The sequence below is a fragment of the Pseudomonas sp. 39004 genome, assembly GCF_028682155.1.
Classification (GTDB): domain Bacteria; phylum Pseudomonadota; class Gammaproteobacteria; order Pseudomonadales; family Pseudomonadaceae; genus Aquipseudomonas; species Aquipseudomonas capeferrum.
Window position 1 is genome coordinate 19,457 of record NZ_JANIAG010000050.1, and the last position, 13,180, is coordinate 32,636.

Annotated in this window: 13 protein-coding genes and 2 tRNA genes; 14 read left to right on the forward strand and 1 reads right to left on the reverse strand. The window is 59.7% G+C overall.

Features of this window, described 5'->3' with window-relative positions; genetic code table 11:
* The first annotated feature begins 5 nt into the window (after positions 1-5).
* The 13 genes from glmM to NP534_RS11495 all read left to right on the forward strand — a co-directional run bounded on the left by glmM (position 6) and on the right by NP534_RS11495 (position 12,352).
* Entirely contained in the window at positions 6-1,346 is a 1,341-nt protein-coding gene (gene glmM, locus NP534_RS11435) for a phosphoglucosamine mutase (protein WP_274098762.1), read from the forward strand.
* 65 nt (positions 1,347-1,411) lie between these two features.
* Entirely contained in the window at positions 1,412-2,167 is a 756-nt protein-coding gene (tpiA, locus tag NP534_RS11440) for a triose-phosphate isomerase (RefSeq protein WP_033701590.1), read from the forward strand.
* A gap of 4 nt (positions 2,168-2,171) precedes the next feature.
* Positions 2,172-2,567 (forward strand): preprotein translocase subunit SecG, encoded by a 396-nt coding sequence (secG, locus tag NP534_RS11445; protein ID WP_047583813.1) that lies wholly within the window; start codon positions 2,172-2,174, stop codon positions 2,565-2,567.
* Positions 2,568-2,588: 21 nt separating this feature from the next.
* Positions 2,589-2,674: transfer RNA gene (locus tag NP534_RS11450), tRNA-Leu, on the forward strand.
* A 99-nt stretch (positions 2,675-2,773) separates the two neighbouring features.
* Positions 2,774-2,850 (forward strand) — tRNA-Met (locus tag NP534_RS11455).
* Between the two features lie 130 nt (positions 2,851-2,980).
* Positions 2,981-3,439, forward strand: coding sequence for a ribosome maturation factor RimP (gene rimP / locus NP534_RS11460; RefSeq protein WP_033702568.1), 459 nt, complete (start codon positions 2,981-2,983; stop codon positions 3,437-3,439).
* Between the two features lie 59 nt (positions 3,440-3,498).
* Positions 3,499-4,980 (forward strand): transcription termination factor NusA, encoded by a 1,482-nt coding sequence (gene nusA / locus NP534_RS11465; protein WP_027595024.1) that lies wholly within the window; start codon positions 3,499-3,501, stop codon positions 4,978-4,980.
* A 27-nt stretch (positions 4,981-5,007) separates the two neighbouring features.
* Entirely contained in the window at positions 5,008-7,533 is a 2,526-nt protein-coding gene (infB, locus tag NP534_RS11470) for a translation initiation factor IF-2 (protein ID WP_274098763.1), read from the forward strand.
* A 116-nt stretch (positions 7,534-7,649) separates the two neighbouring features.
* Entirely contained in the window at positions 7,650-8,048 is a 399-nt protein-coding gene (gene rbfA, locus NP534_RS11475) for a 30S ribosome-binding factor RbfA (RefSeq protein ID WP_016489165.1), read from the forward strand.
* Positions 8,049-8,051: 3 nt separating this feature from the next.
* Positions 8,052-8,969 (forward strand): tRNA pseudouridine(55) synthase TruB, encoded by a 918-nt coding sequence (truB, locus tag NP534_RS11480; protein WP_033701583.1) that lies wholly within the window; start codon positions 8,052-8,054, stop codon positions 8,967-8,969.
* Positions 8,970-9,116: 147 nt separating this feature from the next.
* On the forward strand, positions 9,117-9,386 hold the full coding sequence (gene rpsO / locus NP534_RS11485) for a 30S ribosomal protein S15 (RefSeq protein ID WP_016489163.1): 270 nt from the start codon (positions 9,117-9,119) through the stop codon (positions 9,384-9,386).
* Positions 9,387-9,633: 247 nt separating this feature from the next.
* Positions 9,634-11,739, forward strand: coding sequence for a polyribonucleotide nucleotidyltransferase (gene pnp, locus NP534_RS11490; protein WP_033701582.1), 2,106 nt, complete (start codon positions 9,634-9,636; stop codon positions 11,737-11,739).
* 262 nt (positions 11,740-12,001) lie between these two features.
* Complete coding sequence (locus tag NP534_RS11495) at positions 12,002-12,352, forward strand: BON domain-containing protein (protein ID WP_047583814.1); 351 nt, start codon at positions 12,002-12,004, stop codon at positions 12,350-12,352.
* Between the two features lie 81 nt (positions 12,353-12,433).
* On the opposite strand, the gene NP534_RS11500 is transcribed toward NP534_RS11495, so the two are convergent.
* Positions 12,434-12,736: a putative quinol monooxygenase gene (locus NP534_RS11500; protein WP_274098764.1), complete on the reverse strand. Its 303-nt coding sequence runs from the start codon at positions 12,734-12,736 to the stop codon at positions 12,434-12,436.
* A 60-nt stretch (positions 12,737-12,796) separates the two neighbouring features.
* Here NP534_RS11500 and NP534_RS11505 point away from each other — a divergent pair.
* Positions 12,797-13,180, forward strand: a 384-nt coding sequence (locus NP534_RS11505; RefSeq protein ID WP_274098765.1) for a VOC family protein, incomplete at its 3' end; no start/stop codon positions are given.

The window sequence follows — 13,180 nt, forward strand, 5'->3', positions numbered from 1 at the left end:
TCGCTATGAGCAGAAAATACTTTGGTACCGACGGCATTCGTGGCCGCGTCGGCGAATTCCCGATCACGCCGGACTTCATGCTGAAGCTCGGCTGGGCGGCTGGCATGGCTTTCCGCAAGCAGGGCCATTGCCGTGTACTGGTGGGCAAGGACACGCGTATTTCCGGTTACATGTTCGAATCTGCGCTCGAGGCCGGGCTTTCTGCGGCCGGTGCCGATGTGATGCTGCTCGGGCCGATGCCGACCCCGGCCATCGCCTACCTCACGCGTACCTTCCACGCTGAAGCCGGCATTGTCATCAGCGCGTCGCACAACCCGCACGACGACAACGGCATCAAGTTCTTCTCTGGCCAGGGCACCAAGCTGCCTGACGAAGTCGAGTTGATGATCGAAGAGTTGCTCGATCAGCCGATGACGGTGGTCGAGTCGGGCAAGCTGGGCAAGGTCTCGCGCATCAACGATGCGGCTGGCCGCTACATCGAGTTCTGCAAGAGCAGCGTGCCTTCGAGCACCAGCTTCGACGGCCTCAAGCTGGTGGTCGATTGCGCCCATGGCGCCACGTACAAGGTCGCGCCAAGCGTGTTCCGCGAACTGGGTGCCGACGTGACCATTCTGAATGCTCAGCCTGATGGCCTGAACATCAACGAAGGCTGTGGCTCTACCCATATCGAGTCGCTGCAGGCTGCCGTGCTGGTGGGCCATGCTGACCTCGGTATCGCCTTCGATGGCGACGGTGACCGGGTGCTGATGGTCGATCACACGGGTGCCATCGTCGACGGCGACGAATTGCTGTTCATCATCGCCCGTGACCTGCATGACCGCGGCAAGCTGCAAGGCGGGGTAGTGGGCACACTGATGAGCAACCTGGGCCTTGAACTTGCGCTCAAGGAGCTGGATATCCCGTTCGTGCGGGCCAAGGTCGGCGACCGTTACGTCATGGCCGAACTGCTCGAGCGCGAGTGGTTGGTCGGGGGTGAAAACTCCGGGCATGTCGTGTGCTGCAACCACACCACCACCGGTGATGCGATCATCGCCGCGCTGCAGGTGCTGATGGCCCTCAAGCGTCGCGGGGAGACACTGGCCCAGGCCCGTCAGGCCCTGCGCAAGTGCCCTCAGGTACTGATCAACGTGCGCTATGGGGCAAGCAAGGTCGACCCTCTGGAGCACCCTGCGGTGCAGGAGGCCAGTGCCAAGGTCACCGAGGCGATGGCCGGTCGCGGTCGCGTACTGCTGCGCAAGTCCGGTACCGAGCCGTTGGTGCGGGTCATGGTCGAAGGCGACGACGAAAGTCAGGTTCGCGGCCATGCCGAAGCCCTGGCGAAACTGGTCGGCGAAGTTTGTGTCTGAAGGCGCTTGCCAGCGCAGATCTGGTTGGGTAAGATCTGCGCCCACTTTGACCGACGAGGTAAAGCATGCGTCGCCCTATGGTAGCTGGTAACTGGAAGATGCACGGTACCCGCGCCAGCGTCGCTGAGCTGACCGAGGGCTTGAGCAATCTTGCCCTGCCGAGCGGAGTGGAAGTCGCGGTATTTCCACCGGCCTTGTTCATCAATCAAGTGATCGATGGCCTGGCAGGTAAAGAAATAACTGTCGGCGCACAGAATTCTGCTGTACAACCCGAACAGGGTGCGCTGACCGGGGAAGTTTGCCCGGAACAGCTGGCCGAAGTGGGCTGCAAGTTGGTGTTGGTTGGGCATTCGGAGCGTCGCCAGGTCATCGGCGAAAGTGATGAAGTGCTGAACCGCAAGTTTGCAGCCGCACAGGCCAAAGGTTTGAAGCCCGTGCTGTGTATTGGGGAAACCCTTGAAGAGCGCGAGGCGGGCAAGACACTCGAAGTTGTCGGGCGTCAACTAAGCAGTATCATCGAAGCGTTCGGTGTTAAGGCTTTTGCCAATGCAGTAATTGCTTATGAGCCTGTATGGGCCATCGGCACTGGCCTTACGGCCACGCCCCAACAGGCTCAGGATGTGCATGCTGCCATCCGCGGTCAGTTGGCGGCAGAAGATGCTGAAGTGGCTGCGAAGGTGCAGCTGCTCTACGGCGGCAGCGTGAAGGCGGCCAATGCGGCCGAACTGTTCGGCATGCCGGATATCGATGGGGGGCTCATTGGTGGAGCGTCCCTGAACGCAGACGAATTCGGTGCAATTTGTCGCGCCGCAGGAAACTGAACAAATGCTGGAAACAGTCATCGTTGTTTTTCATCTGTTGGCAGCGCTGTCGCTAGTAGTGCTGGTTCTGTTGCAACAGGGTAAGGGTGCGGAAGCAGGTGCATCTTTCGGCGCAGGTGCCTCAAATACTGTGTTCGGAAGCCAAGGCTCTGCAACCTTCCTAAGTAAATTCACTGCAATACTCGCTGCCACTTTCTTTTTGACAGCACTTGGGTTAGGATACTTCGCCAAGGAACAAGCTCACAAGCTGACCCAGGCGGGCCTTCCAGATCCAGCAGTGTTGGAAGTGAAAGAGCAAAAGCCGGCAGTGAATGATGATGTACCGGTGCTCCAACAGCAGAAGAGCGAAGCCACTCCGAGTACGGGTGATGTACCTCCTCCGGCAGAAGAGCAGAAGTAACGGGTTTCAAGAAGTAGTATTGCCGAGGTGGTGGAATTGGTAGACACGCAACCTTGAGGTGGTTGTGCCCATAGGGTGTAGGGGTTCGAGTCCCCTTCTCGGTACCAATTGAAGCAAGAGAGCCCGCTTTATGCGGGCTTTCTTGTAGGTGGAGGTCGGATTGACCCCGTACGGGGTTCGGTCTTATACTTTCGCCCCAGCTTTGTCGCGGGGTGGAGCAGCTTGGTAGCTCGTCGGGCTCATAACCCGAAGGTCGTTGGTTCAAATCCAGCCCCCGCAACCAGCTTTAGCGGAGCCCCTTTTCAGGGGCTTTTTGCTAGCCGAACAGTTTTCGGCGTCGTTGTCCAACGGCGCTTTCAGGGATGGGCGCTTCGCCCATTTTTTATTTGCACAGCATGCACGAGGGGGTTCAGGTGTCGAGCAAGCTAGAACAGTTGCAGGCCTTGTTGGCCCCGGTGGTCACGGGGCTGGGCTTCGAATGCTGGGGGATCGAATTCGTCTCCCAGGGCAAGCATTCGGTACTACGTGTCTACATCGATAAGGAAGGCGGCATTCTGGTGGACGACTGCGCTGAAGTCAGCCGTCAGGTCAGCAGCGTCCTCGATGTGGAAGATCCGATCAGCTCTGAATATACCCTAGAGGTTTCTTCTCCTGGCATGGAACGCCCGCTGTTCACGCTTGAACAGTTTGCCTCGCATGCCGGCGAACAAGTGAAGATCAAGCTGCGCTCACCCTTCGAGGGTCGTCGTAACTTCCAGGGCCTTCTCCGCGGTGTGGAGGAGCAGGATGTGGTGGTCCAGGTGGACGACCAGGAGTTCCTGTTGCCGATCGACTCGATCGACAAGGCCAATATTATTCCCAGTTTTGACTGAGACGTGCCGGGCCCGGCGGACTATCCGGGCCCAATGGCTTGCGCAAGGCGAGGCGTACGATGAGCAAAGAAGTACTGCTGGTTGTTGAATCGGTATCCAACGAAAAGGGTGTACCGCCCGGCGTCATTTTCGAAGCGCTGGAAGTGGCCCTGGCCACTGCAACCAAAAAACGTTTTGAGGACGAAGTCGACCTGCGTGTGGAAATCAACCGCCACACCGGTAGCTACGAGACCTTCCGTCGCTGGACCGTGGTCGATGAAGCCGATCTTGATGATCCGGCAATCGAGACCTGGTTGAGCAAGATCCACGAGACCCACCCTGAAGCCAAGGTCGGTGACGTGATCGAGGAGAAGATCGAGTCTATCGAGTTCGGTCGTATCGCCGCCCAGACCGCCAAGCAGGTCATCGTGCAGAAGGTCCGTGAGGCCGAGCGCGCCCAGGTGGTCGATGCCTACCGCGAACGCGTAGGCGAGATCATCTCCGGTACCGTCAAGAAGGTTACCCGCGACAACGTCATCGTTGACCTGGGCAACAACGCCGAGGCCTTGCTGGCTCGCGAAGACATCATTCCCCGCGAGACTTTCCGGGTTGGCGTGCGCCTGCGTGCGCTGCTCAAGGAAATCCGCACTGAAAACCGTGGCCCCCAGCTGATCCTGTCGCGCACTGCGCCACAGATGCTGATCGAGCTTTTCCGCATTGAAGTGCCGGAAATTGCCGAGGGCCTCATTGAAGTCATGGCTGCCTCCCGTGATCCGGGTTCGCGAGCCAAGATCGCCGTCCGCTCCAAGGACAAGCGCATCGACCCGCAAGGTGCCTGTATCGGCATGCGCGGTTCGCGCGTCCAAGCCGTATCCGGAGAGTTGGGTGGTGAGCGTGTGGATATCGTCCTGTGGGACGATAACCCGGCGCAGTTCGTCATCAACGCCATGTCGCCGGCCGAAGTCGCGGCGATTATCGTTGACGAGGATGCCCATGCCATGGACATCGCCGTCGCCGAAGACAACCTTGCCCAGGCCATTGGCCGTGGCGGTCAGAACGTTCGTTTGGCCAGTCAGTTGACCGGCTGGACCTTGAACGTGATGACCGAAAAGGACATCCAGGCCAAGCAGCAAGCAGAAACCGGTGACATCCTGCGCAATTTCATCGATGAACTGGAAGTCGACGAGGAGCTGGCCCAAGTGCTGGTCGACGAAGGCTTTACCAGCCTCGAAGAAATTGCCTACGTACCGTTGGAAGAAATGCTCAACATCGATGGCTTTGACGAAGATATCGTCAATGAGCTCCGCGCTCGAGCCAAGGACCGTTTGTTGACCAAGGCCATCGCTACCGAAGAAAAACTGGCAGACGCCCATCCGGCCGAAGACCTGCTCTCCCTTGAGGGCATGGACAAGGACCTGGCGGCGGAACTGGCGGTGCGCGGCGTGGTTAACCGCGAAGACCTGGCCGAGCAGTCGATCGACGATCTGCTCGACATCGACGGCATCGACGAAGAGCGTGCCGGCAAGTTGATCATGGCCGCCCGAGCCCACTGGTTCGAGTAATTAGGCGCGGCCTGAGGAGAGAAGTGCATGACGCAAGTCACGGTGAAAGAACTGGCCCAAGAGGTCGAGGCACCGGTAGAGCGCCTGCTGCAGCAGATGCGTGAGGCAGGTCTGCCGCACACCGACGCCGGTCAGGTAGTGACCGACAATGAGAAGCAGACTCTGCTGACTCATTTGAAAAGCAGCCACAAGAGCAAGGCGGAAGAGCCGCGCAAGATTACCTTGCAGCGCAAAACCACCAGCACCCTGCGTGTCGCCGGTAGCAAAAGTATCAGCGTAGAAGTACGCAAGAAGAAAGTATTCGTGCAGCGCAGCCCGGAAGAAATCCAGGCTGAGCAGAAACGCGAGCAGGATGAGCGCCGTGCGGCGGAAAACGCTGCGCGCGACAAGGTTGACGCCGACGTTCGCCAGCGCAACGAAGATCAGGCTCGCCGTCAGGCTGCTGATGCCGCCCCTGCGGCCCCAGCTGCCAAGCCGGCTGCCGCTGCCGCCGCACCTGCGCCGGCACCGGTAGTCGCTGACGCGCCTGCCTCGGAAGATGCCGCTGCGCGTGCTGCCGAGCGCAAGAAGGACGAGACCCGTCGCAACGAAAGCCGCACTCGCGATGACGACCGTCGTCGTGGCGAGGCGCCTCGCGTGTCGATCAAGGTCAAGGTCAAGGAGAAGGAAAAAGCACCGACTCCACGCGCTGCTCCGCGTACCACCGAAGAAGAGAGCGATGGCGCTCGTCGTGGTCGTGGCGGCAAGGGCAAGCTGAAGAAGCGTAACCAGCACGGCTTCCAGAGCCCGACCGGCCCCGTCATCCGTGAGGTGACCATCGGCGAGACCATCACGGTCTCGGAACTGGCCAACCAGATGTCCGTCAAGGGCGCTGAAGTGGTCAAGTTCATGTTCAAGATGGGCACCCCGGTTACCATCAACCAGGTGCTCGACCAGGAAACCGCTCAGCTGATCGCAGAAGAGCTGGGCCACAAGGTCACCCTGGTCAGCGATACTGCCCTGGAAGACTCCCTGGCCGAATCGCTGAAGTTCGAAGGCAAAACCGAATCGCGCGCCCCGGTCGTTACCGTCATGGGCCACGTTGACCACGGTAAGACCTCGCTGCTCGACTACATCCGTCGTGCCAAGGTTGCTGCTGGCGAAGCCGGCGGTATCACCCAGCACATCGGCGCCTACCACGTGGAAACCGACCGCGGCATGGTCACCTTCCTCGATACCCCGGGCCACGCTGCGTTCACTCAGATGCGTGCTCGTGGTGCCAAGGCGACCGACATCGTCATCCTGGTGGTGGCGGCGGACGACGGCGTGATGCCGCAAACCCGTGAAGCCGTTCAGCATGCCAAGGCAGCTGGCGTCCCACTGGTTGTTGCAGTGAACAAGATCGACAAGCCTGGTGCCGACCTCGATCGCATCCGCAACGAGCTGTCCGTCGAAGGCGTGACCTCCGAGGAATGGGGTGGTGACACGCCTTTCGTCAAGGTTTCGGCGAAGATGGGTACCGGTGTGGACGAACTGCTCGAAGCCGTTCTGCTGCAGGCCGAGATCCTCGAACTGAGCGCTACCCCGACCGCACCTGGTCGTGGTGTCGTCGTCGAATCGCGCCTGGACAAGGGCCGTGGCCCAGTGGCGACCATCCTGGTTCAGGACGGTACCCTGCGTCAGGGCGACATGGTCCTGTGCGGCTCCAACTATGGCCGCGTACGTGCCATGCTCGACGAGAACGGCAAGCCTGTGAAGGAAGCTGGCCCGTCGATCCCGGTCGAGATCCTTGGCCTGGACGGTACCCCGGAAGCCGGTGACGAGCTGTCGGTGGTTGCTGACGAGAAGAAAGCCCGCGAAGTTGCCCTGTTCCGTCAAGGCAAGTACCGCGAGGTCAAGCTGGCCCGTGCTCACGCTGGCAAGCTGGAAAACATCTTCGAGACCATGGGTCAGGAAGAGAAGAAAACCCTCAACATCGTCCTCAAGACCGATGTACGTGGTTCCCTGGAAGCGTTGAACGGCTCGCTCGGCGGCCTGGGCAACGACGAAGTACAGGTTCGCGTGATCGGCGGCGGTGTGGGTGGTATCACCGAGAGCGACGCCAACCTGGCGCTGGCGTCCAACGCGGTGCTGTTCGGCTTCAACGTGCGTGCCGATGCCGGTGCGCGCAAGATCGTCGAGCAGGAAGGTCTGGATATGCGTTACTACAACGTGATCTACGACATCATCGAAGACGTCAAGAAGGCCCTGACCGGCATGCTCGGCAGCGATGTTCGCGAGAACATCCTGGGTGTCGCCGAAGTGCGTGACGTGTTCCGTTCGCCGAAGTTCGGCGCCATCGCTGGCTGTATGGTCATCGAAGGTACCGTGTACCGCAACCGTCCGATCCGCGTACTGCGCGAGGACGTTGTGATCTTCGAAGGCGAGCTGGAATCGCTGCGTCGCTTCAAGGACGACGCTGCCGAAGTACGTTCGGGCATGGAGTGCGGTATTGGCGTCAAGAGCTACAACGACGTCAAGGTCGGCGACAAGATCGAAGTCTTCGAGAAAGTCCAGGTGGCTCGTACCCTCTAAGGGCGAGCTTGCCGCAAGCCCCCGCTACAGGGCGGTTGGCGGCGCCTTTACAGGTAGCGCCCGGTCAGGCATCAGCTTGACCGGGCGTTTGCCGCTTTAAGTTACAGGTAGCAAGAATGGCCAAAGAATATAGCCGTACCCAACGTATCGGTGATCAGATGCAGCGCGAGCTGGCTGAGCTGATCCGCCGCGAAGTCAAGGATCCACGTGTCGGTCTGGTGACCATCACCGCCGTGGATGTCAGCCGCGACCTGGGCCATGCCAAGGTGTTCATCACCGTCATGGGCGAGGAAACGCCAGATGCCGTGAAGCAGTCGCTCAAGGCACTGAACAGCGCCGCCAGCTTCCTGCGCCTGCACCTGGGGCGTTCGATGCAACTGCGCAGCGTGCCCCAGCTGCATTTCCACTTCGATGAAAGCGTCAGCCGCGGTGTACACCTGTCGGCGCTGATCGAGCGTGCAGTGGCTGAAGACCGCCTGCACAAGGATACCGACGAGCTGGACACCAAGGAGTAAGCGGTGGCCCAGGTCAAACGTATCCGCCGCAACGTCAGCGGCATCATCCTGCTGGACAAGCCACTGGGCTTTACCTCCAACGCGGCACTGCAGAAAGTGCGCTGGTTGCTCAACGCGGAGAAGGCCGGCCACACTGGCAGCCTCGACCCGCTGGCAACCGGCGTGCTGCCACTGTGCTTCGGCGAAGCGACCAAGTTTTCGCAGTACCTGCTCGATTCCGACAAGGGCTACGAAACCGTCATGCAGATGGGGCAGACTACCAATACTGCCGATGCTGAAGGCGAGGTCCTGCAGACCCGTGAAGTGACCGTTGGTCGTGCCGACATCGAGGCGCTGCTGCCCCGTTTTCGTGGCCCGATCAGCCAGATACCGCCAATGTACTCGGCGCTCAAGCGTGACGGCCAGCCACTGTACAAACTGGCTCGTGCTGGAGAGGTAGTGGAGCGCGAGGCGCGTTCTGTTACTATTAACCGCTTGGAGTTGCTCGAGTGCGAAGGCACCCGTGCACGGTTGACGGTAGGATGCAGCAAAGGCACCTATATCCGCACCCTGGTGGAGGATATCGGCGAAGCCCTTGGCTGTGGCGCTTATGTCGCCGAGCTGCGCAGGACCCAGGCCGGGCCCTTCGAGCTGGCACAGACGGTGACCCTCGAGGAACTCGAACAGGCCCATGCCGAAGGCGGCAACGAAGCGCTTGATCGCTTCCTGATGCCTTCCGACAGCGGGCTGCAGGACTGGCCAATGGTGAGTTTGTCCGAGCACAGTGCGTTCTACTGGCTGCATGGCCAGGCAGTACGTGCGCCGGATGCACCGCAGTTTGGCATGGTCCGCGTACAGGATCACAATGCTCGCTTCATCGGTATCGGTGAAGTGAGCGAAGACGGGCGCATTGCGCCACGTCGGCTGATTCGGTCGGAATGACCGAAACCGCAGGGTCTGGCTTCGGCCGGGCCCTACGGGATCAAGGGTGGCTGTCAGTAGGCACGGTCACACCTTTCTTATTAATACAGGGATTTGTCCCTGGCCTATTGGACCCCGCTCGCGGGATCCGTTATCAGGAGAAGCCAAATGGCCCTCAGCGTTGAAGAAAAAGCTCAAATCGTTACCGACTACCAGCAAGCTGCTGGCGACACTGGTAGCCCGGAAGTTCAGGTTGCTCTGCTGACCGCGAACATCAACAAGCTGCAAGGCCACTTCAAGGCCAACGGTAAAGACCACCACTCGCGTCGTGGCCTGATCCGTATGGTTAACCAGCGTCGTAAGCTGCTGGACTACCTGAAGGGTAAAGACACCACTCGTTACAGCGCCCTGATCGGTCGTCTGGGCCTGCGTCGCTAATAGCGGCCTGGTCAGTGGTGTGCATGGCGTCTCATGCATTGGCAACGCTGCCTGGCAGCGTTGTCTTTGGGCACGCCATGCGTATCTCCGAGGTTGGCAGCCTGGTTACGTTGCGCGGTTTTCCGCGCTTCGGCCAGGCTCCCAGCCTCGTGTTGTATCTGGACGGTCAATGGGGCCGATTCCCCGTTCTGCCCAAGAATTCGCAAGAAACCAGTTCCCCCCAGAGCCACTGAAAAGGTAGGAAACCGTGAACCCGGTAATCAAGACATTCCAGTTCGGTCAATCGACCGTTACTCTCGAAACGGGCCGCATTGCCCGTCAGGCAACCGGCGCAGTGCTGGTTACCGTCGACAACGACGTCACCGTGCTGGTGACTGTGGTAGGTGCCAAGCAGGCCGATCCAGGCAAGGGTTTCTTCCCGCTGTCGGTCCACTACCAGGAAAAGACCTACGCCGCCGGCAAGATCCCGGGTGGCTTCTTCAAGCGTGAAGGCCGTCCTTCCGAGAAAGAGACCCTGACCTCGCGCTTGATCGACCGTCCGATCCGTCCGCTGTTCCCTGAAGGCTTCATGAACGAAGTCCAGGTCGTCTGCACCGTGGTTTCCACCAGCAAGAAGACCGACCCGGACATCGCTGCGATGATCGGTACCTCGGCTGCCCTGGCTATTTCCGGCATTCCGTTCGAAGGCCCGATCGGCGCCGCCCGCGTTGCCTTCCACGAAAGCACCGGCTACCTGCTGAACCCGACCTACGAGCAACTGGCTGCCTCGAGCCTGGACATGGTCGTTGCCGGTACCTCCGACGCCGTGCTGATGGTTGAATCGGAAGCCCAAGAGCTGACCGAAGACCAGATGCTGGGCGCTGTACTGTTCGCCCACGACGAATTCCAGTCCGTTATCCAGGCTGTCAAAGAGCTGGCCGCCGAAGCGGGCAAGCCGACCTGGGACTGGAAACCCGCCGTTGCCAACACCGAGCTGCTCAACGCCATCCGCGCCGAGTTCGGCGAGGCTGTTTCGCAGGGCTACACCATCACCGTCAAGGCCGACCGCTACGCGCGCCTGGGCGAGCTGCGTGATCAGGCGATCGCCAAGTTCTCCGGTGAAGAAGGCCAGCCTTCGGCTTCCGAAGTCAAAGAAATCTTCGGCGAAATCGAATACCGCACCGTTCGCGAAAACATCGTAAACGGCAAGCCGCGTATCGATGGTCGTGACACCAAGACCGTTCGCCCGCTGAGCATCGAAGTCGGCGTACTGCCGAAGACTCACGGTTCGGCACTGTTCACCCGTGGTGAAACCCAGGCCCTGGTCGTCGCGACCCTGGGTACTGCGCGTGACGCCCAGCTGTTGGACACCCTCGAAGGCGAGAAGAAAGACCCCTTCATGCTGCACTACAACTTCCCGCCGTTCTCGGTGGGCGAGTGTGGCCGCATGGGCGGTGCTGGCCGTCGTGAAATCGGCCACGGCCGTCTGGCCCGCCGTTCGGTACAGGCCATGCTGCCTGCCGCCGACGTGTTCCCGTACACCATTCGTGTGGTGTCGGAAATCACCGAGTCCAACGGTTCGAGCTCGATGGCTTCGGTCTGCGGTGCTTCCCTGGCCCTGATGGATGCCGGTGTACCGATGAAGGCGCCAGTGGCCGGTATCGCCATGGGCCTGGTCAAGGAAGGCGAGAAGTTCGCCATTCTGACCGACATCCTGGGTGACGAAGACCACCTGGGCGACATGGACTTCAAGGTTGCCGGTACCGCCAAGGGCGTTACCGCACTGCAGATGGACATCAAGATCAACGGCATCACCGAAGAGATCATGGAAATCGCCCTGGGCCAAGCCCTGGAAGCGCGCCTGAACATCCTCGGCCAGATGAACCAGATCATTGGTCAATCGCGTACCGAGCTGTCGGCCAACGCCCCGACCATGATCGCGATGAAGATCGACACCGACAAGATCCGTGACGTCATCGGTAAAGGCGGCGCCACCATCCGCGCCATCTGCGAAGAGACCAAGGCTTCGATCGACATCGAAGACGATGGCTCGATCAAGATCTTCGGCGAAACCAAGGAAGCGGCTGAAGCAGCTCGTCAGCGCATCCTGGGCATCACTGCAGAGGCCGAGATCGGCAAGATCTATGTCGGCAAGGTCGAGCGTATCGTTGACTTCGGTGCCTTCGTCAACATCCTGCCTGGCAAGGATGGCCTGGTGCACATCTCCATGCTGAGCGATGCTCGCGTCGAGAAAGTCACCGACATTCTGAAAGAAGGTCAGGAAGTGGAAGTACTGGTATTGGACGTGGACAACCGCGGCCGTATCAAGCTGTCGATCAAAGACGTTGCCGCGGCCAAGGCCTCCGGCGTCTAAGCGACTGACGCGCAATGAAAAAAGAGCCCTCCGGGGCTCTTTTTTTATGCCCGAAGGGAACCTTTTGCACAGTTGCATCTTGCACGCAGGTTTACCCCGCAGGTTGCAAATTGCACGACTGATGCAAATCGCCTATATGTATAAGTAATTGATTTATAAAGGTTTAATGGAAGCGGAAAAGCTGGCACAGCACGTGCAACTACCTTCATACCTGCAGCCAGGAATAACGGCGCAGACCTTTCGAAAAACAGGAGTGACTCACATGAAGAAGTTCGCCATTGCTGCCGCTACTGCTACCGCTCTGACCCTGACCATGGCTAATGCGGCATTTGCCCAACAGTCCACCCAGGCCCCGATGACGCTGGCGGCTGGTGAGATGACCGAAGCCAAGGAAGCTACTTCCGACACTTGGATCACCACCAAGGTGAAGGCTGACCTGATGACCGAGAAAGGTGTACCTGGCAGCGACATCAAGGTTGAAACCAACAAAGGCGTCGTATCGCTGTCTTCCGATGTGGCAGTGACCGATTCGCAGAAAGAGATGGCCGTGGCCATCGCCAAGAAGATTAAAGGCGTTCAGGCCGTTTCGGCTGATGGTCTGAAGTCCGAATAAGGAATGTCCCATAGGCCAAACGGAATTGGCCACTTTTCAGGAAAGCCCCGGCATCACTGCCGGGGCTTTTTACTGTGCGCCTCAAATCACCGGGTTACGGGCGATGACGTCGCTCTCGAAACAGTCCTGCTCGACGATCAGCGGTTCGACCAGCGGGCGACTGTCGCGAAAGTGCGCTGTCAGGGTGTGTGCCTCATAGGCGGCATCGTCACGGTAGATCTCGTAGAGGTAGATCACGTCGGGATCGAGGCGGTCCTGAGACACGTCGAACACCAGGCAACCGGGCTCGGTTGCCACGGAAGCAGCGGCATTGGCCTTGATAGCGGTCAGAAAAGCCTCGGCGCCGCCGGGCTTCACGCGTGTCTTGATAAACAGGCTATACACATGGCGCTCCTTTTGTTTTAAATTCAGATCTGAATTGTATACAAAAAAGGAGTTTCGCCAATGTCCGAGTTGCCTGCACGCCCTGGCCGTCTGAATGGCCTGCGCCATATTGCCTTGCTGGTCCCGAACCTTGAGGAGTGCGAGCGCTTTTACGTCGACGTGCTTGGCATGGAGGTGCTCAACCGGGCCAATGAAGACTTGGTCTACCTGACCTGCGGTAACGACAATTTGTCATTGGGGCGCGGGGCGGGGGCGGCCAATGGTTTGCAGACACTCGACCACTTCGGCTTCATCGTCGACAGCGTGGAAGAGCTGGAGGCCTGGTACCACTACTTCAAGGCGCGCGGGGTGACCTTGCTCGACCGCCCGTTCAACCATGGGGATGGCGCGCGCAGCTTCCACTTGCTGGACCCGGCAGGTAACAAGGTAGATCGGAAGAGCACA

Excerpts from the sequence above, each read along its gene's own strand:
- nusA (WP_027595024.1), top strand. The coding sequence starts at position 3,499 with ATGAGCAAAGAAGTACTGCTGGTTGTTGAATCGGTATCCAACGAAAAG.
- glmM (WP_274098762.1), top strand. The coding sequence starts at position 6 with ATGAGCAGAAAATACTTTGGTACCGACGGCATTCGTGGCCGCGTCGGC.
- rpsO (WP_016489163.1), top strand. The coding sequence starts at position 9,117 with ATGGCCCTCAGCGTTGAAGAAAAAGCTCAAATCGTTACCGACTACCAG.
- rbfA (WP_016489165.1), top strand. The coding sequence starts at position 7,650 with ATGGCCAAAGAATATAGCCGTACCCAACGTATCGGTGATCAGATGCAG.
- NP534_RS11495 (WP_047583814.1), top strand. The coding sequence starts at position 12,002 with ATGAAGAAGTTCGCCATTGCTGCCGCTACTGCTACCGCTCTGACCCTG.
- tpiA (WP_033701590.1), top strand. The coding sequence starts at position 1,412 with ATGCGTCGCCCTATGGTAGCTGGTAACTGGAAGATGCACGGTACCCGC.
- secG (WP_047583813.1), top strand. The coding sequence starts at position 2,172 with ATGCTGGAAACAGTCATCGTTGTTTTTCATCTGTTGGCAGCGCTGTCG.
- infB (WP_274098763.1), top strand. The coding sequence starts at position 5,008 with ATGACGCAAGTCACGGTGAAAGAACTGGCCCAAGAGGTCGAGGCACCG.